Genomic DNA, 22,173 nt, shown 5'->3' with positions numbered 1-22,173 from the left:
AGGATCGCTCAACTGATCCTTAACTGATAGCTATTACTCCCGAAGGAGCATTTTTTAGCTTGGTGACGAACAAAGCGCTTAGTCTTTGCTGTTACCAAAACCGGCGTTGAGCAATTCAGCCAGGTTAGCCGTTGCTTCATCCGCGCTAACTTGCGGAACAACAGGTGCTTCACCCTGTGCTTTACGGCGCGCACGATCCTGATGATAAGCGTAACCGGTACCGGCTGGAATCAGGCGGCCCACGATAACGTTCTCTTTCAGGCCACGCAGTTCATCACGTTTACCGGCAACTGCCGCTTCAGTAAGAACGCGCGTGGTTTCCTGGAACGAAGCCGCAGAGATGAAGGACTCGGTCGCCAAGGATGCCTTGGTGATACCCAGCAGGTCACGTGTAAACGTAGCCTCGATTTTGCCTTCAGCTGCCAGCTTACGGTTAGCGATTTTAACGCGAGACATTTCTGCCTGCTCGCCTTCCAGGAAGTCAGTGCTACCTGCATCAACGATGGTGCCTTTACGCAGCATCTGACGAACGATAACTTCAATGTGCTTATCGTTAATCTTAACGCCTTGCAGACGGTAAACTTCCTGCACTTCGTTGGTGATGTAACGAGTCACCGCATGAACGCCACGCAGACGCAGAATGTCATGTGGAGATTCTGGGCCGTCGGAGACCACGTCACCGCGCTCTACAATTTCACCTTCGAACACGTTGAGCTGACGCCATTTCGGAATCATCTCTTCGTATGCATCGCTACCATCTAACGGTGAGATAACCAGACGGCGCTTGCCTTTGGTCTCTTTACCGAACGAGATGATCCCGCTGATTTCAGCCAGGATTGCCGGCTCTTTCGGACGACGTGCTTCGAACAAGTCAGCAACACGTGGCAGACCACCGGTAATATCCTTAGTACCGCTTGATTCTTGCGGAATACGCGCCAGGGTATCACCTGCACCGATCTGAATGCCGTCTTCCAACTGTACAATCGCTTTACCTGGCAGGAAGTATTGAGCAGGCATATCTGTACCTGGGATCAATACGTCATTGCCTTTGGCATCAACGATTTTCAGTGCTGGACGCAGGTCTTTACCACTACCGGTACGCTCTGCTGAATCCAGAACCACCAGAGAAGACAAACCAGTCAGTTCGTCGGTCTGGCGAGTAATGGTCTGGCCGTCAACCATGTCCGCGAAGCGAATGAAACCGCTCACTTCGGTCACAACTGGCATGATGTGCGGATCCCAGTTAGCAACAGTCTCGCCGCCAACCACTTCTGCGCCATCGCCTTTGCCCATTACGGCACCGTAAGGCACTTTGTAGCTCTCTTTAGTACGACCGAATTCGTCGATCAGCTTCAGCTCGGTATTACGAGAAGTAATAACCAGCTTGCCCGCTGCATTGGTGACGAACTTGACGTTGCTCAGTTTCAGCGTGCCTTTGTTCTTAACCTGAATGCTTGATTCTGCTGCCGCACGAGATGCCGCACCACCGATGTGGAACGTACGCATCGTAAGCTGGGTACCCGGCTCACCGATGGACTGTGCTGCAATAACGCCCACTGCTTCACCTTTGTTGATGATGTGACCACGTGCCAGGTCGCGACCGTAGCAGTTAGCACACACACCGAAATCGGTTTCACAGCTTACAACTGAACGAACTTTAACGCTGTCGACGGAGTTCTCTTCTAACAGATCACACCATTTTTCGTCCAACAGAGTGTTACGCGGAACCAGAATATCAGCCGTACCCGGCTTGATAACTTCTTCAGCGGTCACACGACCCAGAACGCGATCGCGCAGTGGCTCTTTAACATCACCACCTTCAATAACCGGCGTCATCACGATACCGTTATGGGTACCGCAGTCATCTTCGGTTACCACCAGATCCTGTGCCACGTCAACCAAACGACGGGTCAGGTAACCGGAGTTCGCAGTTTTCAATGCGGTATCCGCCAAACCTTTACGCGCACCATGCGTTGAGATGAAGTACTGAAGTACGTTCAAACCTTCGCGGAAGTTTGCGGTGATTGGCGTTTCAATGATCGAGCCATCTGGTTTAGCCATCAGGCCACGCATCCCTGCTAGCTGACGAATCTGTGCTGCAGAACCACGCGCACCGGAGTCGGCCATCATAAAGATGCTGTTGAAGGAGACCTGCTGTTCGATTTCGCCTTTGCTGTTAACGACGTCTTCTACCGACAAGTTATCCATCATCGCCTTGGCAACACGTTCGTTGGCCGCGGCCCAGATATCGATCACTTTGTTATAACGTTCACCTGCTGTTACCAGACCGGATTGGAACTGCTCCTGGATCTCGGCAACTTCAGTTTCAGCTTCTTCGATGATCCCTGCTTTCGCTTCTGGGATAACCATGTCATCGATACCTACAGAGGCGCCTGAGCGTGCTGCGTAAGCAAAACCGGTGTACATGATCTGGTCAGCAAAGATAACCGTTGGTTTCAAGCCCAGGATGCGGTAACAAGTGTTCAGCATCTTGGAGATAGCTTTTTTGCCCAACGGCTGATTAACGATAGAGTAAGGCAGGCCTTTCGGGACAATCATCCACAAAATGGCACGACCGACAGTGGTATCGATAATGCTGGTGCGTGTTGTGCTTTCGCCTTCGATATTACGAATTTCTTCAGTAATACGGACTTTTACCCGGGCATGCAGAGACGCCAGACCAGCGCGGTAAATACGCTCGGCTTCTTTCGGGCCAGTCAGAACCATGCCTTCGCCTTTGGCGTTAACACAGTCACGAGTCATGTAGTACAGACCCAATACAACGTCCTGAGAAGGAACGATGATTGGCTCGCCGTTCGCTGGTGACAGGATGTTGTTGGTAGACATCATCAACGCACGCGCTTCTAACTGGGCTTCCAGTGTCAGCGGTACGTGAACAGCCATTTGGTCACCATCGAAGTCGGCGTTGTATGCCGCACAAACCAGTGGGTGCAACTGGATTGCCTTACCTTCGATCAGAACCGGTTCAAACGCCTGGATACCCAAACGGTGAAGGGTTGGTGCACGGTTCAGCAGCACTGGGTGTTCGCGGATAACTTCATCCAGGATATCCCAAACAACCGCTTCTTCACGCTCAACCATCTTCTTGGCAGCTTTGATGGTGGTAGCAAGACCACGCAGTTCCAGCTTGCCATAGATGAACGGTTTAAATAGCTCAAGAGCCATTTTCTTCGGCAGACCGCACTGATGCAGACGCAGGTATGGACCTACGGTGATCACTGAACGGCCTGAGTAGTCAACACGTTTACCCAGCAAGTTCTGGCGGAAACGACCTTGCTTACCTTTGATCATGTCAGCCAGTGACTTCAACGGACGCTTGTTAGAGCCGGTAATTGCACGACCGCGACGGCCGTTATCCAGCAATGCATCTACTGCTTCTTGCAGCATACGCTTTTCGTTACGCACGATGATGTCGGGAGCTGCCAAGTCCAGCAGGCGCTTCAGACGGTTGTTACGGTTGATCACGCGACGATACAAATCGTTCAGATCAGAAGTCGCAAAGCGACCGCCATCCAATGGAACCAATGGACGCAGATCTGGCGGCAACACAGGCAGCACGGTCAGGATCATCCACTCTGGCTTGTTACCAGACTGTACGAATGCTTCCAGCAACTTGATACGCTTGGTCAGCTTCTTACGCTTGGTTTCAGAATTTGTTTCATTCAACTCTTCGCGCAGGATCTCGCACTCAGCTTCCAAATCCATGTTTTTCAACAGTGCTTGAATCGCCTCGGCGCCCATTTTCGCGTCGAACTCATCGCCAAACTCTTCCAACGCGTCCAGATACTGCTCTTCAGTCAGGATCTGACGACGTTCCAGGTTGGTCATGCCGCCTTCGATAACCACATAGGATTCGAAGTACAGCACACGTTCGATGTCACGCAATGGCATATCCAGTAACAAACCAATGCGCGAAGGCAAGGATTTCAGGAACCAGATGTGCGCAGTTGGAGAAGCCAGTTCGATGTGACCCATACGCTCACGGCGTACTTTAGTTTGAGTCACTTCAACGCCGCATTTCTCACAAATAACACCACGGTGTTTCAAACGCTTGTACTTACCGCACAGGCATTCGTAATCTTTTACTGGGCCAAAGATACGGGCGCAGAAAAGGCCGTCACGTTCTGGTTTGAACGTACGGTAGTTAATGGTTTCCGGCTTTTTAACTTCGCCGAACGACCATGAACGGATCATGTCTGGCGATGCCAGAGCAATTTTGATCGCATCAAACTCTTCGGTCTTAGTTTGCGCTTTCAGAAACTTTAATAAGTCTTTCACGGATTGGCTCCTGTCGGAGTTAGACCTGCCAGGCATCCAAACCTAAGAATATAAAAACCTAGGTTTGAGCGCCCCTGTGACCAGTGCGAACCACCAGCAAACTCCCGGCTATGAGAGTTTGCCGTCTGGTGAAGAATTACTCTTCTTCCAGCTCGATATTGATGCCCAGCGAGCGGATCTCTTTCAACAATACGTTGAAGGATTCCGGCATGCCTGGTTCCATACGGTGATCGCCATCCACGATGTTTTTGTACATCTTGGTACGGCCGTTTACATCGTCGGACTTGACGGTAAGCATTTCCTGCAATGTGTACGCGGCGCCATAAGCTTCCAACGCCCACACTTCCATCTCACCGAAGCGCTGACCACCGAACTGAGCCTTACCACCCAGCGGCTGCTGAGTAACCAGGCTGTAAGAACCGGTAGAACGCGCATGCATTTTGTCATCAACCAAGTGGTTCAGTTTCAGCATATACATGTAGCCGACAGTAACCTGGCGCTCGAACTGCTCACCGGTACGGCCGTCAAACAGAGTAATCTGACCAGAAGTTGGCAGGCCACCCAGCTGTAACAGTTCCTTGATCTCTTTCTCTGTCGCGCCATCGAAGACAGGTGTTGCGATTGGCATACCTTTTTTCAGGTTCTCAGCCAGACGCAGTACTTCGTCATCGGTAAAGGTGCTCAGATCAACTTTCTGACAAACGTTGTCGCCCAGATCGTAGGCTTTCTGGATGAACTCACGCAGTTTGGCAACTTCTTCCTGCTTCTTCAGCATGGCGTTGATTTTCTCGCCGATGCCTTTTGCTGCCATCCCTAAGTGGGTTTCCAAAATCTGACCGATGTTCATACGCGATGGTACGCCCAGCGGGTTCAGAACGATGTCTACCGGCGTACCGTTTTCATCGTAAGGCATATCTTCGATCGGGTTAATCTTGGAGATAACACCTTTGTTACCGTGACGACCGGCCATCTTGTCACCCGGTTGAATCTGACGTTTAACCGCCAGATACACCTTGACGATCTTCAGCACGCCTGGTGCCAAATCATCACCTTGGGTGATCTTACGACGCTTGGCATCCATCTTCTTCTCGAATTCGGATTTCATTTCGTCGTACTGCTCTGCCAACTGTTCCAGCTGGTTTTGCTTGTCTTCGTCGGTCAGGCCCAGTTCGAGCCAGCGATCACGTGGTAACTTGCTCAGCTTGTCAGCTTCGATGCCACCGGAAACCAGTACTGCATGGATACGTGCAAACAGGCCCGCTTCCAAGATCTGCAACTCTTCAGTCAGGTCTTTCTTAGCCTGCTTCAATTGCATCTCTTCGATTTCCAACGCACGTTTGTCTTTTTCTACGCCATCGCGAGTAAAGACCTGCACGTCAATAACCGTACCGGAAACACCGTTTGGTACACGCAGAGAAGAGTCTTTAACGTCAGACGCTTTCTCACCGAAGATCGCACGTAACAGCTTCTCTTCTGGGGTCAGTTGGGTTTCACCTTTAGGTGTAACTTTACCCACCAGAATGTCGCCGCCAGTTACTTCAGCACCGATATACACAATACCGGATTCATCCAGTTTGGAGAGCGCAGCTTCACCCACGTTAGGGATGTCGGCAGTGATCTCTTCAGGCCCTAACTTGGTGTCGCGAGACACACATGCCAATTCCTGAATGTGGATGGTGGTGAAGCGATCTTCTTGAACCACACGCTCGGAGACCAAGATGGAGTCTTCGAAGTTGTAACCGTTCCAAGGCATGAAGGCTACGCGCATGTTCTGACCCAATGCCAGTTCGCCCAAGTCTGTTGATGGGCCATCTGCCAGCACGTCGCCGCGCTCGATTGGCTCACCCAGATTCACACACGGCATCTGGTTGATGCAGGTGTTCTGGTTAGAACGGGTGTATTTGGTCAGGTTATAAATATCAATGCCTGCTTCGCCCGGATACATTTCGTCTTCGTTAACTTTGATAACGATACGGGATGCATCTACGTACTGAACAGTACCGCCACGTTTGGCTACAGAGGTTACCCCTGAGTCAACCGCTACCGCACGTTCCATACCAGTACCTACCAGCGGCTTATCAGCACGCAGAGTAGGAACCGCCTGACGTTGCATGTTCGCACCCATCAAGGCACGGTTGGCGTCATCGTGTTCCAGGAATGGAATCAGAGAAGCACCAACGGACACCACCTGTTGGGTGGAAACGTCCATGTAGTCAACTTGATCGCGGCTGAACAGGCTTGATTCGCCTTTGCTACGACAAGTGACCAAGTCTTCGATGAAGCGGCCGTCTTCGTCCAGGTTGGAGTTCGCCTGAGCAATAACGAAGTTGCCTTCTTCAATAGCAGACAGATAGTTGATTTCATCAGTCACCACACCGTCACGCACACGACGATACGGAGTTTCCAGGAAACCATACTCATTGGTCTGTGCGTACACAGACAAGGAGTTGATCAGACCGATGTTTGGACCTTCTGGCGTTTCGATTGGACATACACGACCATAGTGAGTCGGATGAACATCTCGAACTTCAAAGCCAGCACGCTCACGGGTCAAACCGCCCGGGCCCAATGCAGAAATACGACGCTTATGCGTGATTTCAGACAGCGGGTTGTTCTGGTCCATAAATTGTGACAGCTGGCTGGAACCAAAGAACTCTTTCACCGCGGCCGAAATTGGCTTGGCGTTGATCATGTCCTGAGGCATCAGGGTGTCGAGGTCGCCCAGAGACAAACGCTCTTTAACGGCACGCTCAACACGAACCAGACCTACACGGAACTGGTTTTCAGCCATTTCACCAACGGAACGAATACGACGGTTGCCTAAGTGGTCGATATCATCCACTTCGCCTTTACCGTTACGGATATCGATGAGCTTTTTCATCACTTCTGTGATGTCTTCTTTGCTCAGGATACCGGAACCTTCGATCTCGTCACGCAGCAGTGAACGGTTGAACTTCATCCGACCAACCGCTGACAAGTCGTAGCGGTCTTCAGAGAAGAACAGGTTCTCAAACAGATTTTCAGCTGCTTCACGTGTTGGTGGCTCACCAGGACGCATCATGCGGTAAATCTCAACCAGAGCGCTCAGACGATCGCTGGTTGGGTCAACACGCAGGGTCTCGGAGATATAAGCACCGTGATCCAGGTCGTTGGTGAACAATGTTTCGATTTGCTTGTGACCAGACTGGCTCAGCTTAGCCAGCAGATCCAGTGACAGCTCCATGTTGGCTGCGCAGATCAGTTCGCCAGTGCTCTCATCGATATAGTCTTTTGCGACTACTTTGCCGGCAATGTATTCAACCGGAACTTCGATGCGGTCAATGCCGTCTTTTTCAAGCTGGCGAATATGGCGAGCAGTAATACGACGCGCTTTCTCGACGTAAACTTTGCCATTCGCTTCAATATCAAAGGATGCCGTTTCACCGCGCAGACGCTCAGGAACCAACTCCATCTGCAGCTTGTTGTCACGAATCTCAAAGACCACTTTGTCAAAGAACAGATCCAGGATCTGTGTAGTGGTGAAATTCAATGCACGCAGAATGATGGTTGCAGGCAGTTTACGACGACGGTCAATACGGACAAACAGGTTGTCTTTCGGGTCAAACTCGAAATCTAACCATGAACCGCGGTAAGGGATGATACGTGCGTTATACAGCACTTTACCCGATGAATGGGTTTTACCCTTATCACTGTCAAAGAAAACGCCAGGACTACGATGCAGCTGAGATACGATAACCCTCTCAGTACCGTTAATGACAAAGGTACCGTTCTCGGTCATGAGTGGAATTTCACCCATGTAGACTTCTTGTTCTTTGATGTCTTTAACCGTACCTTCCGGAGCTTCGCGCTCATAGATAACCAGACGCAGCTTAACGCGCAGCGGTGCGGAATAAGTCACACCACGGATCTGGCACTCTTTGACGTCAAATACTGGCTCACCAAGACGGTAGCTAACGTATTGCAGCTCCGAATTGCCGCTGTAGCTCTGGATTGGAAAAACAGAACGGAATGCTGCTTCTAGGCCGTGCTGCCCTTCGGGATCTTGCTCGATAAATTTCTGGAACGAGTCAAGTTGGATAGAAAGGAGATAAGGTATGTCCAAAACTTGTGGACGTTTACCAAAATCCTTACGAATACGTTTTTTCTCGGTATAGGAGTAAACCATAGGGTTCCTCAGCTCGCTGATCAGTGACCCACTCTGTCCGCCCTAACACTAGGACAGGTCATGCAACACTATTATTTTGATCGAGAAGTCGAAACACCTCTCGGAATACTCTTTTCTATCACTCTTAAACCATTTCATCGCGTTACTTTGACTACCGAGCTACCCGAGTGGGTCGTAGCTGAGAACGCAGTATATTAAGTCGTCAATAGAAAGGAATATTAGGGGTTAGTCAGTCGCTAAACAGTGTGAAATGCGACTGACGCCCTACAGCGCAAAAAGGCTGATGACTAAAAAGTCACCAGCCATCAGCCTATAAGTTAGGCTGCGAACTCAAAGCTTAACTTACTTGATCTCAACAGAAGCACCAGCTTCTTCCAGAGATTTTTTCAGTGACTCAGCTTCGTCTTTGTTCACGCCTTCTTTCAGAACTGCAGGTGCAGATTCAACCAGGTCTTTAGCTTCTTTCAAGCCCAGGCCAGTTGCGCCGCGAACAGCTTTGATTACTGCAACTTTGTTGTCGCCGAATGAAGCCAGAACAACGTTGAATTCAGTTTGTTCTTCAACAGCTTCAGCAGCAGCAGCAGGACCTGCAGCAACAGCAGCAGCAGAAACGCCGAATTTCTCTTCCATAGCAGAGATCAGTTCAACGATTTCCATTACAGACAGAGCTGCAACGCCTTCCAGAATTTGGTCTTTAGTGATAGTTGACATAACAAGTGTTCCTAAAATACAGAAATAGTTAATACGTTAAAAAGCAATGACTAAAAAAGCGAGGGCGATTAAGCCGCTTCAGCTTCTTTCTGGTCACGCAGCGCAGCCAGAGTACGAACCAATTTGCCAGCAGCGGCTTCTTTCATGGTTCCCATCAGACGTGCGATTGCTTCTTCGTAGGTCGGCAGAGTTGCCAGGCGGTCGATCTGAGCCGCAGGGATTAACTCGCCTTCAAAGGCTGCTGCTTTAACCTCAAATTTTGCATTATCTTTAGCAAAAGCTTTGAACAAACGAGCAGCTGCGCCCGGGTGCTCAGTAGAGAATGCAATCAAGGTTGGACCAACAAACGTGTCTTTCAGGCATTCAAATGAAGTGCCTTCAACAATGCGACGCAGCAAGGTGTTACGAACAACTTGCATGTGAACGCCAGCTTCACGACCTGCTTTACGCAGTTCAGTCATTTTATCAACGGTAACGCCACGAGAATCCGCAACAACCGCAGACAGCGCACCTTTGGCTACTTCTTTAACTTCAGCAACAATCGCTTGTTTGCCTTGAAGATTTAGTGCCATTAGTTCTTGCTCCTGGATTAACCGGGGAGTAATTCCCCGGAACTCACGTCACCCAACACACTACAAAATGCAGTGAACGGGCGTTGAAACACGGTGAGCAGAATCCAGCAAAGACTATTCTTTTCAATTCTTTATAAAAAGAGAAAAAATTTCTTTAGGTTCTGTCACCGTCTACGCAGGAGATTAAGTTCTTTACAGAACACCTGCGGTCTTGGACGGAGGCTTGGATAAGGCCAAGCTCCAACCGAAAAATTCTGTTTTCTGTTGAGAGAAAAAAACACCTTCAACAGAAGCATGGGCGTAAGATTCTAGACAAACCTTACGCCCACGTAAAGCGATAAAAGCAAATAGTGATTAGCTCACTACTGCAGTCAGGCCGCTTTGATCAATAGCAACGCCGGCGCCCATGGTAGTGGACAGGCTGATTTTCTTGATATAAACGCCTTTCGCTGTAGCTGGTTTAGCACGCTTCAGCGCAACAATCAGTGACTCTAAGTTTTCTCTCAACTTCTCTGAGTCGAAATCAACTTTACCAATTGTTGTGTGGATAATACCGTTTTTGTCGTTGCGATAACGAACCTGACCCGCTTTAGCATTCTTAACTGCTTCAGCAACGTTAGGAGTAACAGTACCCACTTTAGGGTTAGGCATCAGGCCACGTGGACCCAAGATCTGGCCTAATTGACCAACAACGCGCATTGCATCCGGGGAAGCAATAACAACGTCGAAGTTCATTTCGCCTTTCTTGATCTGGTCAGCCAGATCTTCCATACCTACCAATTCAGCGCCTGCTTCTTTCGCAGCTTCAGCGTTTGCACCCTGAGCGAAAACAGCAACGCGTACTGAACGGCCAGTACCATGTGGCAACACAGTTGCACCACGAACGTTCTGGTCAGATTTACGTGCATCGATACCGAGGTTAACGGCAACGTCCACGCTTTCTACGAATTTAGCAGTAGCCAGCTCTTTCAGCAGGGCAACAGCTTCGTTGATATCGTATTGCTTAGTAACATCAACTTTGTCACGGATCACGCGCATGCGCTTGGTCAGCTTAGCCATTTATTAACCCTCCACTACCAGGCCCATGGAACGAGCAGTACCTTCAATTGAACGCATCATGTCGTCAATTGAAGCACCAGTCATATCCGCAGCTTTGGTTTCTGCGATTTCACGAACCTGAGCACTGGTCACGGTCCCTACTTTGTCTTTGTTCGGCTTGCCGGAACCAGACTTAATACCTGCCGCTTTTTTCAGCAGAACTGCTGCTGGCGGGGTTTTAGTAACGAAAGTGAAAGAGCGATCAGAATAAACAGTAATAACAACAGGGATCGGCAGGCCTTTTTCGATGCTTTCAGTCTTAGCATTGAACGCTTTACAGAATTCCATGATGTTAACACCTTGCTGACCCAAAGCTGGACCAACTGGTGGACTTGGGTTCGCCATACCAGCTGCAACTTGCAGCTTGACATAGGCTTGTACTTTCTTAGCCATTTACGATTTCCTCGATTTGGGTAATATCGCCTCGTTTGAGGCTCCCCGTGTTTTGTCTCGCTTAGGGTTTGCCACGGATGACAAAAGCAAAACATCTAAAAACAAAAGGCGCGAAATTATATTGTAATTTCGCGCCTAAGACAAGACTCAAATTTCAACCATTGTCGAAAAATGAATCAGGCTTTTTCTACCTGACTGAAGTCCAGTTCGACCGGTGTTGCACGACCAAAGATGGAAACAGATACTTTCAAGCGGCTCTTTTCGTAATCCACTTCTTCAACGACACCATTGAAGTCGGCAAATGGACCATCGCTAACACGTACCAGTTCACCTGGTTCAAACAGTGTTTTAGGACGTGGCTTATCACCCACTTGCTGAAGGCGATTCATAATCGCATCAACTTCCTTATCACTGATTGGTGCTGGGCGATCGGATGTACCACCGATAAAGCCCATAACACGTGGCACACTACGCACTAAGTGCCAGCTGGCATCGTTCATCACCATCTGGACCAGGACGTAACCTGGGAAGAATTTGCGTTCACTTTTACGGCGTTGACCACCGCGAATCTCGACGACTTCTTCCGTTGGAACCATGACTTCGCCAAACAGCTCTTCCATGTCATGTAACTTGATGTGCTCGCGTAGCGATTGAGCTACACGGCCTTCAAAACCGGAAAACGCCTGAACGACGTACCAACGCTTTTTTGGTGCTTCAGACATCTTAGAACCTCAGGCCAGTAATAAATGATACCAAGCGGACCAGGATACCATCTAGCCCCCATAGAATCAGTGACATTACAGCAGTTACCGCAGCAACGATTAACGTTGTGTGCAGAGTTTCCTGACGGGTAGGCCAAATCACTTTACGCACTTCCGTGCGTGCTTCACGAGCAAACGCTACAGTGGCTTTACCTTTTGCCGTCATCAGCGCAACAGCACCGGCAACAGCGATAATTACTACAACTGCCAACGCGCGCAGCGGCAAGCTGAAATCACGGTAATAATAATTGCCAACAATAGCTGCAACTAACAATACAGCAACGATTAGCCATTTAGCCGTTTCCAGGCCGCGTCCGCTCCCTGGAGCCTCGGTATTCGCACTCATAAACCAACCTGTCACTATGATTCAGAACAAACAACTTTGCTTCGCATCGCAAAGCAAACCAAGCCGAAGGATGCTCTAGAGACTCTCTAATCGGCACCATTCAGCACTATTCGCCGTACTTCCAGAGCCCATCTCACCGGTAATTATGATAAAAAACTACTGATGAGATAGGTTCTAGTATGACAACGTAGAAAAAGGGCATCAAATGATGCCCTTTTATCGCATGTCGCGTCAAATCTTATTCAATGACTTTTGCAACAACGCCCGCACCAACAGTGCGACCGCCTTCACGAATGGCGAAACGCAAACCGTCATCCATTGCGATAGGAGCTATCAGGTTAACAACCATTTGAATGTTATCACCAGGCATCACCATCTCAACGCCTTCGGGTAGCTCTATAGTACCGGTTACGTCAGTTGTACGGAAGTAGAACTGAGGACGGTACCCTTTGAAGAATGGCGTATGGCGGCCACCCTCATCTTTACTCAGAATATAAACTTCTGATTCAAATTTGGTGTGTGGCTTGATCGACCCTGGTTTAGCCAGTACCTGACCGCGCTGCACATCATCACGTTTAGTACCACGCAGCAGAACACCTACGTTCTCGCCAGCACGACCTTCGTCCAGCAGCTTGCGGAACATTTCAACGCCGGTACAAGTCGTTCTGATGGTATCGATGATACCTACAATCTCGACCTCTTCACCGACTTTGACAATACCGCGCTCGACACGCCCCGTCACCACAGTACCGCGGCCAGAGATAGAGAACACATCTTCAATTGGCAGCAGGAACGGACGATCAATTGCACGCTCTGGTTGTGGGATGTAGCTATCCAGTGCTTCGGCCAGCTCAATGATTTTGGCCTCCCACTCTGGCACGCCTTCCAGCGCTTTCAGCGCGGAGCCACGAATAACCGGAGTGTCATCGCCAGGGAAATCGTATTGAGACAGAAGCTCACGCACTTCCATTTCAACCAATTCCAGCAACTCTTCATCGTCAACCATGTCACATTTGTTCAGAAAGACGATAATGTAAGGCACGCCAACCTGGCGACCCAATAGGATATGCTCACGCGTCTGTGGCATTGGGCCATCGGTTGCAGCAACAACCAAAATAGCGCCATCCATCTGCGCAGCGCCGGTTATCATGTTTTTAACGTAGTCAGCATGCCCTGGGCAGTCAACATGCGCATAGTGGCGCGCCGGGGTGTCATACTCAACATGTGAAGTGTTGATGGTGATACCACGGGCCTTCTCTTCCGGAGCGTTGTCGATCTGGTCGAATGCACGAGCACTACCGCCGTAGGTTTTAGCCAATACGGTAGTAATTGCAGCAGTTAGGGTAGTTTTACCATGGTCAACGTGGCCGATAGTACCCACATTAACGTGCGGTTTTGTACGTTCAAACTTTTCTTTAGACATCGATTGTCCCTCTAAGACACGGAATCGGTGGTTTCACCACATCAACCAAGCGCATGCTTGATGAATCCATAACACAGAAAGAAAAATCAGGGGGACGAGAGAATTAGAAGTGGTGCTGATAGGCAGATTCGAACTGCCGACCTCACCCTTACCAAGGGTGCGCTCTACCAACTGAGCCATATCAGCGCATCTTGGAGCGGGCAGTGGGAATCGAACCCACATCATCAGCTTGGAAGGCTGAGGTAATAGCCATTATACGATGCCCGCATCTTAGAACTCGGCTACCTGACTTAATCTGCAGAAACTTGAAAGGAAGGGCTTGGCCACTTCACTCTTCATCGAGAGCGTTGCTCTCGCCTTGAGTGTGTATTGGGGTTCGATCTTCTGAATCACCCTGAGACTCAAGGTTAAATATGGTGGTGGGGGAAGGATTATTCGTCACTTCGTTCCTCACCCTTCGGGTCGCCGCGTTGCGTCGCTGTCTCGCTACGCTCGGCTCGAACCTTATCGAAGGTTTTCACCTTCCCCTTGAGTGCTCATCTGAATTCTCAATGGGAAGTCAGCTTGAAACTCAAGGTTAAATATGGTGGTGGGGGAAGGATTCGAACCTTCGAAGTCGATGACGGCAGATTTACAGTCTGCTCCCTTTGGCCGCTCGGGAACCCCACCTAATTGTAACTACTTGAATGGTGCCGGCACCAAGAGTCGAACTCGGGACCTACTGATTACAAGTCAGTTGCTCTACCAACTGAGCTATGCCGGCATCAAGTGCTGCGCATTCTAGGTAGAGCTGGCTTATGATGCAACAAAAAAATTGCATTAGTCACCTTTTTGCTCACAAAACGGCCATTTTTCAGCTGAGCGTAGTATTATTAACCGTGATTAGCTTAATTTGCATTCAGAATGTCGACTATAATAATCGACTGTGCAACTGAAAATCCACCAAAAAAACCAGCCCCCATTTCAATAATCTTATCATCGCTGACTGCATATAATTTTAGCCACCGCCCCAAAATAGGGCAATTCGCCCCACTACAGTGCTGATTCTGCTAAAAACTTTCTGCTCCATTGAGGGTAGTTGCGCCGCCATATTATTTGGCTTGTTTATTGCTTACACATAAATATCTACGCGGTTAAGGTTTTTGAGGAGTTTTATCATGAAGATAGTGTTACTTAATGCGGCTACATTGCCGGTCTACCACAGCGAGCTGGCAAGATTATTGATGGATGCGGTCTCTCATGGTGCCTCTATTGGCTATAACACGCGCTCCCTTTCGCAGGAAGAAGCCGAGAACTATTTTAGTAGCCTCCGCCCCGCGATGGCGAAAGGATCACTATTATTGTGGATTGCTCGCGATGAAACGGGAATTACCGGAACGATACAACTAGATCTCTGCCAAAAACCGAATGGCTTAAATCGGGCTGAAGTACAGAAATTATTAGTACACAGTCGTAGTCGCCGTGCTGGTATTGGACATAAATTGATTCTTGAAATGGAGAAAGTTGCCGTTCAACTGCGCCGTGGATTGCTCTATCTCGATACCCAAGCGGGTTCTCCTGCCGAATCATTTTACCGTGCACAGGGCTATTTCTGCATGGGTGAAATTCCTGATTATGCCTGTACACCGGATGGTGATTATCATCCGACAGCAATTTACTTTAAGCGTTTATTTACTGTTAATCAATCACATACAGCCGTAGCTATTTAGCCACGGTAGTCCCGACAGTAAAAAGACTAGGCCTTACTGTACTTATTAATAATTGACTGGAATAGCAACACACTTCAAAGAAATCACTCGCGAAGTACAAAAATGTCTACGCCAAAGAGCAAGCTGCCTATAATATGCAGCTTGTTTCTTATCTGGAGTTGGCGTCCAGCGCCTTGTCCACCTGCGTTAACAGGCAGAATTTGGCTTATGACAAAAAGAGATCAATCTTTAGCGACGCCTTATCTACAGTTCGATCGTACTCAGTGGGCAGCTCTGCGCGACTCAGTACCATTGACACTAACAGAAGAAGAGATCGTTAAGCTCAAAGGGATTAACGAAGATCTTTCATTAGATGAAGTGGCACAGATTTATCTACCACTCTCGCGCCTGCTTAATTTTTATATCAGTTCTAACCTACGTCGCCAGGCTGTTCTGGAGCAATTCCTTGGAACCGATGGCCAGCGTATTCCTTATGTTATTGGTATTGCGGGCAGTGTTGCTGTCGGTAAAAGTACCACAGCCCGTTTATTGCAGGCCTTGCTAAGCCGCTGGCCGGAGCATCGTAGTGTAGAGCTGATTACTACAGACGGTTTTCTTTATCCGAATAAGGTGCTTAATGAGCGCGGTCTGATGAAGAAAAAAGGATTCCCGCAATCCTATGATATGCATAATTTGGTGAAATTCGTTTCTGAAGTAAAATCAGGCGCTGACCATGTCACCGCACCTGTTTACTCTCATCTAATATATGATATCGTGCCCGATGGTAATAAGATTATTAAGCAACCCGACATCCTGATATTAGAAGGATTGAATGTACTCCAAAGTGGTATGGATTACCCTCACGATCCCCATCATGTATTTGTCTCTGACTTTGTAGATTTCTCTATATATGTTGATGCACCTGAGGATTTACTTCAAAGTTGGTATATTAATCGGTTCCTTAAATTTCGACAGGGCGCATTTTCTAATCCTAACTCTTACTTCCATAATTATGCAAAACTGCCTGAGACCGAGGCAGTCAAGATCGCAACGCAGTTATGGACTGAAATTAATGGATTGAATTTAAAGCAAAATATATTACCCACCCGTGAGCGGGCAAGCCTAATTATGACGAAGAGTGCCAATCATGCCGTTGAAAGTGTGCGCTTAAGAAAATAGAAAATTGCGGGTAGTCATCACTGCCCGCTAATTATTTATTAGGCACCACGAAGAGATATCTCGCCGCCAATATAAGGTTTTATATCACCGTTCTGCTCCAGTAATAATGCACCTTGCTGATCGATACCTCGAGCTATCCCATATATCTCTTGATTTCCAATAATCAACTTTACGGGACGATCAAGGTAATTATCCATTTGCCGCCAGCGAGAAATAAAGGCCGACAACCCTTCATTTTCAAATTTAACCACTGCCAGTCGTAATTCGGATAATAACTCAGCCGTTAACTTATTGCGGTCGATAATAACACCCGCTTCTTGCAAGTTAATCCACTCTTGATTAATAACATTGATTGTCGATTCACGCATTGTCAGATTGATACCAGCACCAATTACCAACTGAGCAGCATCACCCGTTTTCCCCGTCAGCTCGACTAATATACCCGCTAATTTTTTATCATTTAAATACAGGTCATTCGGCCACTTAACTCGGACATTTTCAGCGCCCAATTTATGTAGCACCTCAGCCATGACTATCCCAACAACCAAGCTTAGCCCCATTGCCGCAGCGGGGCCTTGTTCCAGACGCCAGAACATGGAGAGATAAAGATTGGCACCAAAAGGCGATACCCACTGACGCCCACGTCTGCCGCGCCCAGCGTGTTGATATTCAGCCACACAGGCATCGCCAGATTTAAGTTCTGCTATACGATCCAGTAGATATTGGTTAGTCGAGTCAACAACGGGTAATACAGCCACCTGCCCTGTAGGCAAGTGACTTAATATTTTTTGTTCATCCAACAATTGGATAGGCGCAGGTAGACTATAACCTTTACCGGGAACCGTAAAAACATCTAATCCCCACTCTCTGATAGTTTGTATATGCTTATTAATTGCGGCACGACTCATGCCAAATGTTGCGCCCAACTGCTCGCCGGAGTGAAAAGCACCATCCGCTAATATGCCGATTAACCGTAAAGGGATTTTATAATCTTTCACGACAAACGCTCCACAGCATTAACCTCACCATTACTTGCGATAAAGCGCACTTCTGGTTCTAACCAGATTGAAAATTTCTTGGCAACTTGCTGACGGATATAACTGGCAAGGCCAAGTACATCCTGACTTGTTGCCTCTGCAAGGTTAATCAGAACCAGTGCTTGCTGTTGATGTACTGCCGCCCCACCGATCTGGTGTCCTTTAAGCCCGCATTGGTCGATAAGCCAACCGGCGGCCAACTTTACCGAACCATCGGGTTGTCGGTAATGAGGTGCAGTAGGGTAATTTTTTACAATATCTTCGGCGACAGCAGCATCCACTACCGGATTTTTGAAAAAGCTACCTGCATTACCGGCCACGGTGGGATCGGGTAGTTTGCTACGGCGCATTGCACAGACAGAGTTGAAGATCTCTTGCGCGGTAACACTCAATGGATCCATACGCGTTAAATCACCATAGCCCAGTGTCGGTGTCCATGATTTTATTAATCTGATACCCACAGCGACGATGGCAAACCCATCTCCATACTGATGCTTAAATATGCTATCACGATAGCCAAATTGACACTCTTGAGCTGAAAGGCGCAAAACAGTACCTTTATTCATATCAAGTAAATCAACGTATTCGCATACTTTTTGCAGTTCAACACCATAGGCTCCGATATTTTGAATCGGTGCAGAACCAACGCAGCCGGGAATTAACGCTAAGTTCTCTAAGCCTGGCATGTTGTTTTGCAATGAATAGCAGACCAATTGATGCCAGTTCTCCCCTGCTCCAACATGCAGATGCCAAGCGGCATCATCTTCAGTGGAAGTGATACCTTTAATACGATTAAGTAATACTGTCCCTGAATAATTTTCGATAAATAGAACATTACTACCTTCACCAAGCAAAAGTACCGGTTGATGCTTAGAGAGTGATTCACGCCATGCGCTGATCAATTCCTCAGTCGAATTGGCACTGATTACGCTGTTCGCATAGGCTGGTAGCGCGAAAGTATTGAGATGTTTTAGCGGGGAACCTTGATTCGACATTACTTAGATACTCATTCTAACTAGCTCTGGTGCTAGTCTAACCGATCATAATGCGCATATTGTATTTTGTTTTAAGTGAAGATATAAAAAACTCCCTCTCTACTCGTTGGGTGTCGTAATCAATGGCGAGCAGGTCACGGAATTTGTCAGCAGTCTGCATTTACAGCCACGATACTGCTCACCATAGCTGCTAGTGGTTTCTATTTTTTGGATAGCAGAAAAGCAAAAACCCCACGCTTTTGGCATGGGGTTTCGGCTTGATTTGATGCCTGGCAGTGTCCTACTCTCGCATGGGGAGACCCCACACTACCATCGGCGCTACGGCGTTTCACTTCTGAGTTCGGCATGGGATCAGGTGGGACCACCGCGCTATGGCCGCCAGGCAAATTCTGTTTTAACTCACCCGCTTCACAATAATATATCGTGCAGCCAGTCAGTCCAATCTCGGAACTTCGCTGAAAATCTCTCTCTCAAACCACCAAAACACCTTTGGTGTTGTAAGGTTAAGCCTCACGGATCATTAGTACTGGTTAGCTCAATGCATCGCTGCACTTACACACCCAGCCTATCAACGTCATAGTCTTTAACGTTCCTTCAGGGGGCTTAAAGCCCCAGGGAAGACTCATCTCGAGGCAAGTTTCCCGCTTAGATGCTTTCAGCGGTTATCTCTTCCGAATTTAGCTACCGGGCAATGCCATTGGCATGACAACCCGAACACCAGTGATTCGTCCACTCCGGTCCTCTCGTACTAGGAGCAGCCCCTCTCAATCTTCCAACGCCCACGGCAGATAGGGACCGAACTGTCTCACGACGTTCTAAACCCAGCTCGCGTACCACTTTAAATGGCGAACAGCCATACCCTTGGGACCTACTTCAGCCCCAGGATGTGATGAGCCGACATCGAGGTGCCAAACACCGCCGTCGATATGAACTCTTGGGCGGTATCAGCCTGTTATCCCCGGAGTACCTTTTATCCGTTGAGCGATGGCCCTTCCATTCAGAACCACCGGATCACTAAGACCTACTTTCGTACCTGCTCGAGCCGTCACTCTCGCAGTCAAGCTAGCTTATGCCTTTGCACTAACCTCACGATGTCCGACCGTGATTAGCTAACCTTCGTGCTCCTCCGTTACTCTTTGGGAGGAGACCGCCCCAGTCAAACTACCCACCAGACACTGTCCTCACCCCAGATTATGGGGCCGAGTTAGAACATCAAACATTAAAGGGTGGTATTTCAAGGTTGGCTCCATGCAGACTGGCGTCCACACTTCAATGCCTCCCACCTATCCTACACATCAAGGCTCAATGTTCAGTGTCAAGCTATAGTAAAGGTTCACGGGGTCTTTCCGTCTTGCCGCGGGTACACTGCATCTTCACAGCGAGTTCAATTTCACTGAGTCTCGGGTGGAGACAGCCTGGCCATCATTACGCCATTCGTGCAGGTCGGAACTTACCCGACAAGGAATTTCGCTACCTTAGGACCGTTATAGTTACGGCCGCCGTTTACTGGGGCTTCGATCAAGAGCTTCGCCTTGCGGCTGACCCCATCAATTAACCTTCCAGCACCGGGCAGGCGTCACACCGTATACGTCCACTTTCGTGTTTGCACAGTGCTGTGTTTTTATTAAACAGTTGCAGCCAGCTGGTATCTGCGACTGGCTTCAGCTCCGAGAGCAAGTCTCTTCACCTAGCGCCAGCGTGCCTTCTCCCGAAGTTACGGCACCATTTTGCCTAGTTCCTTCACCCGAGTTCTCTCAAGCGCCTGAGTATTCTCTACCTGACCACCTGTGTCGGTTTGGGGTACGATTTAATGTTACCTGATGCTTAGAGGCTTTTCCTGGAAGCTTGGCATCAACTACTTCACCACCGTAGTGGCTCGTCATCACACCTCAGCGTTGATAAGCAACCGGATTTACCTGGTCACTCCGCCTACATGCTTAAACCGGGACAACCGTCGCCCGGCTAGCCTAGCCTTCTCCGTCCCCCCTTCGCAGTAACACCAAGTACAGGAATATTAACCTGTTTCCCATCGACTACGCTTTTCAGCCTCGCCTTAGGGGTCGACTCACCCTGCCCCGATTAACGTTGGACAGGAACCCTTGGTCTTCCGGCGTGCGGGTTTTTCACCCGCATTATCGTTACTTATGTCAGCATTCGCACTTCTGATACCTCCAGCAACCCTCACAGGTCACCTTCAACGGCTTACAGAACGCTCCCCTACCCAACAACACCTAAGTGTCGCTGCCGCAGCTTCGGTGCATGGTTTAGCCCCGTTACATCTTCCGCGCAGGCCGACTCGACCAGTGAGCTATTACGCTTTCTTTAAATGATGGCTGCTTCTAAGCCAACATCCTGGCTGTCTGTGCCTTCCCACATCGTTTCCCACTTAACCATGACTTTGGGACCTTAGCTGGCGGTCTGGGTTGTTTCCCTCTTCACGACGGACGTTAGCACCCGCCGTGTGTCTCCCGTGATAACATTCTTCGGTATTCGGAGTTTGCATCGGTTTGGTAAGTCGGGATGACCCCCTAGCCGAAACAGTGCTCTACCCCCGAAGATGAGTTCACGAGGCGCTACCTAAATAGCTTTCGGGGAGAACCAGCTATCTCCCGGTTTGATTGGCCTTTCACCCCCAGCCACAAGTCATCCGCTAATTTTTCAACATTAGTCGGTTCGGTCCTCCAGTTAGTGTTACCCAACCTTCAACCTGCCCATGGCTAGATCACCGGGTTTCGGGTCTATACCTTGCAACTAGACGCCCAGTTAAGACTCGGTTTCCCTACGGCTCCCCTATTCGGTTAACCTTGCTACAAAATATAAGTCGCTGACCCATTATACAAAAGGTACGCAGTCACACCACGAAGGTGCTCCCACTGCTTGTACGTACACGGTTTCAGGTTCTATTTCACTCCCCTCGCCGGGGTTCTTTTCGCCTTTCCCTCACGGTACTGGTTCACTATCGGTCAGTCAGGAGTATTTAGCCTTGGAGGATGGTCCCCCCATATTCAGACAGGATGTCACGTGTCCCGCCCTACTCATCGAGTTCACAGAATATGCATTTTTGTGTACGGGACTATCACCCTGTACCGTGCGACTTTCCAGACGCTTCCACTAACACATAAACTGATTCAGACTCTGGGCTCTTCCCCGTTCGCTCGCCGCTACTGGGGGAATCTCGGTTGATTTCTTTTCCTCGGGGTACTTAGATGTTTCAGTTCCCCCGGTTCGCCTTGCATGGCTATGTATTCACCATGCAATAGTGCAACGAATTGCACTGGGTTTCCCCATTCGGGTATCGTCGGTTGTAACGCTTCATATCAGCTTACCGACGCTTTTCGCAGATTAGCACGCCCTTCATCGCCTCTGACTGCCTAGGCATCCACCGTGTACGCTTAGTCGCTTAACCTCACAACCCGAAGGTGTCTTTGCAGACCCTTTGCGTTGCGATTATTTGAGAGACTCTAATACAGGCTACTCTTTATCTCAGTCACTCTACGGAGAGATAA

Annotated in this window: 13 protein-coding genes, 4 tRNA genes, 2 rRNA genes and 1 other RNA gene; 2 read left to right on the top strand and 18 right to left on the bottom strand. The window is 48.9% G+C overall.

Features of this window, described 5'->3' with window-relative positions; all coding sequences use genetic code 11:
- Positions 1-78: 78 nt before the first annotated feature.
- The 14 genes from rpoC to FFE93_RS01335 form a co-directional block, all read right to left on the bottom strand.
- Positions 79-4,299 (bottom strand): DNA-directed RNA polymerase subunit beta', encoded by a 4,221-nt coding sequence (rpoC, locus tag FFE93_RS01405; RefSeq protein WP_005277566.1) that lies wholly within the window; start codon positions 4,297-4,299, stop codon positions 79-81.
- A 136-nt stretch (positions 4,300-4,435) separates the two neighbouring features.
- Entirely contained in the window at positions 4,436-8,464 is a 4,029-nt protein-coding gene (gene rpoB, locus FFE93_RS01400; protein ID WP_005277562.1) for a DNA-directed RNA polymerase subunit beta, read from the bottom strand.
- A gap of 342 nt (positions 8,465-8,806) precedes the next feature.
- Entirely contained in the window at positions 8,807-9,175 is a 369-nt protein-coding gene (rplL, locus tag FFE93_RS01395; RefSeq protein WP_004876762.1) for a 50S ribosomal protein L7/L12, read from the bottom strand.
- Positions 9,176-9,243: 68 nt separating this feature from the next.
- Positions 9,244-9,747 (bottom strand): 50S ribosomal protein L10, encoded by a 504-nt coding sequence (gene rplJ, locus FFE93_RS01390; RefSeq protein WP_005277560.1) that lies wholly within the window; start codon positions 9,745-9,747, stop codon positions 9,244-9,246.
- A 354-nt stretch (positions 9,748-10,101) separates the two neighbouring features.
- Positions 10,102-10,806 (bottom strand): 50S ribosomal protein L1, encoded by a 705-nt coding sequence (gene rplA / locus FFE93_RS01385; RefSeq protein ID WP_005277558.1) that lies wholly within the window; start codon positions 10,804-10,806, stop codon positions 10,102-10,104.
- A gap of 3 nt (positions 10,807-10,809) precedes the next feature.
- Positions 10,810-11,238, bottom strand: coding sequence for a 50S ribosomal protein L11 (gene rplK, locus FFE93_RS01380; protein WP_004393384.1), 429 nt, complete (start codon positions 11,236-11,238; stop codon positions 10,810-10,812).
- 176 nt (positions 11,239-11,414) lie between these two features.
- Complete coding sequence (nusG, locus tag FFE93_RS01375) at positions 11,415-11,960, bottom strand: transcription termination/antitermination protein NusG (protein WP_005277556.1); 546 nt, start codon at positions 11,958-11,960, stop codon at positions 11,415-11,417.
- A gap of 1 nt (position 11,961) precedes the next feature.
- Positions 11,962-12,345 (bottom strand): preprotein translocase subunit SecE, encoded by a 384-nt coding sequence (secE, locus tag FFE93_RS01370; RefSeq protein ID WP_004704671.1) that lies wholly within the window; start codon positions 12,343-12,345, stop codon positions 11,962-11,964.
- 238 nt (positions 12,346-12,583) lie between these two features.
- Positions 12,584-13,768 (bottom strand): elongation factor Tu, encoded by a 1,185-nt coding sequence (tuf, locus tag FFE93_RS01360; protein WP_032898571.1) that lies wholly within the window; start codon positions 13,766-13,768, stop codon positions 12,584-12,586.
- A 110-nt stretch (positions 13,769-13,878) separates the two neighbouring features.
- Positions 13,879-13,954: transfer RNA gene (locus FFE93_RS01355), tRNA-Thr, on the bottom strand.
- 6 nt (positions 13,955-13,960) lie between these two features.
- Positions 13,961-14,035: transfer RNA gene (locus FFE93_RS01350), tRNA-Gly, on the bottom strand.
- 147 nt (positions 14,036-14,182) lie between these two features.
- Positions 14,183-14,309, bottom strand: a non-coding RNA gene (locus FFE93_RS01345) — RtT sRNA.
- A 43-nt stretch (positions 14,310-14,352) separates the two neighbouring features.
- Positions 14,353-14,437: transfer RNA gene (locus FFE93_RS01340), tRNA-Tyr, on the bottom strand.
- Between the two features lie 18 nt (positions 14,438-14,455).
- A tRNA-Thr gene (locus tag FFE93_RS01335) sits at positions 14,456-14,531 on the bottom strand.
- A 394-nt stretch (positions 14,532-14,925) separates the two neighbouring features.
- Here FFE93_RS01335 and FFE93_RS01330 point away from each other — a divergent pair.
- On the top strand, positions 14,926-15,477 hold the full coding sequence (locus FFE93_RS01330) for a GNAT family N-acetyltransferase (protein WP_005279857.1): 552 nt from the start codon (positions 14,926-14,928) through the stop codon (positions 15,475-15,477).
- 207 nt (positions 15,478-15,684) lie between these two features.
- Entirely contained in the window at positions 15,685-16,635 is a 951-nt protein-coding gene (gene coaA, locus FFE93_RS01325; protein WP_005279854.1) for a type I pantothenate kinase, read from the top strand.
- Positions 16,636-16,673: 38 nt separating this feature from the next.
- Here the strand turns inward: coaA and birA are convergent, their stop codons facing one another.
- The 4 genes from birA to FFE93_RS01305 form a co-directional block, all read right to left on the bottom strand.
- Positions 16,674-17,633 (bottom strand): bifunctional biotin--[acetyl-CoA-carboxylase] ligase/biotin operon repressor BirA, encoded by a 960-nt coding sequence (gene birA, locus FFE93_RS01320; RefSeq protein ID WP_049602985.1) that lies wholly within the window; start codon positions 17,631-17,633, stop codon positions 16,674-16,676.
- Positions 17,630-18,667, bottom strand: coding sequence for a UDP-N-acetylmuramate dehydrogenase (gene murB, locus FFE93_RS01315; RefSeq protein ID WP_032899173.1), 1,038 nt, complete (start codon positions 18,665-18,667; stop codon positions 17,630-17,632). Before murB ends, birA begins: the two co-directional genes overlap by 4 nt.
- A gap of 267 nt (positions 18,668-18,934) precedes the next feature.
- A 5S ribosomal RNA gene (gene rrf, locus FFE93_RS01310) occupies positions 18,935-19,050 on the bottom strand.
- A gap of 116 nt (positions 19,051-19,166) precedes the next feature.
- A 23S ribosomal RNA gene (locus FFE93_RS01305) occupies positions 19,167-22,073 on the bottom strand.
- Positions 22,074-22,173 lie beyond the last annotated feature (100 nt).

The sequence above is a fragment of the Yersinia sp. KBS0713 genome (genome assembly GCF_005937895.2).
In the GTDB taxonomy this organism is placed as follows: domain Bacteria; phylum Pseudomonadota; class Gammaproteobacteria; order Enterobacterales; family Enterobacteriaceae; genus Yersinia; species Yersinia bercovieri.
Note: the sequence above shows the minus strand (reverse complement) of the source record. Positions and strands in the feature narration are given on the sequence as shown.

What these genes read in the sequence shown, in the direction of transcription:
- rpoB (WP_005277562.1), bottom strand. Translation starts at nt 8,464, where the DNA reads ATGGTTTACTCCTATACCGAGAAAAAACGTATTCGTAAGGATTTTGGT.
- rplL (WP_004876762.1), bottom strand. Translation starts at nt 9,175, where the DNA reads ATGTCAACTATCACTAAAGACCAAATTCTGGAAGGCGTTGCAGCTCTG.
- rplJ (WP_005277560.1), bottom strand. Translation starts at nt 9,747, where the DNA reads ATGGCACTAAATCTTCAAGGCAAACAAGCGATTGTTGCTGAAGTTAAA.
- rplA (WP_005277558.1), bottom strand. Translation starts at nt 10,806, where the DNA reads ATGGCTAAGCTGACCAAGCGCATGCGCGTGATCCGTGACAAAGTTGAT.
- rplK (WP_004393384.1), bottom strand. Translation starts at nt 11,238, where the DNA reads ATGGCTAAGAAAGTACAAGCCTATGTCAAGCTGCAAGTTGCAGCTGGT.
- nusG (WP_005277556.1), bottom strand. Translation starts at nt 11,960, where the DNA reads ATGTCTGAAGCACCAAAAAAGCGTTGGTACGTCGTTCAGGCGTTTTCC.
- secE (WP_004704671.1), bottom strand. Translation starts at nt 12,345, where the DNA reads ATGAGTGCGAATACCGAGGCTCCAGGGAGCGGACGCGGCCTGGAAACG.
- tuf (WP_032898571.1), bottom strand. Translation starts at nt 13,768, where the DNA reads ATGTCTAAAGAAAAGTTTGAACGTACAAAACCGCACGTTAATGTGGGT.
- FFE93_RS01330 (WP_005279857.1), top strand. Translation starts at nt 14,926, where the DNA reads ATGAAGATAGTGTTACTTAATGCGGCTACATTGCCGGTCTACCACAGC.
- coaA (WP_005279854.1), top strand. Translation starts at nt 15,685, where the DNA reads ATGACAAAAAGAGATCAATCTTTAGCGACGCCTTATCTACAGTTCGAT.
- murB (WP_032899173.1), bottom strand. Translation starts at nt 18,667, where the DNA reads ATGTCGAATCAAGGTTCCCCGCTAAAACATCTCAATACTTTCGCGCTA.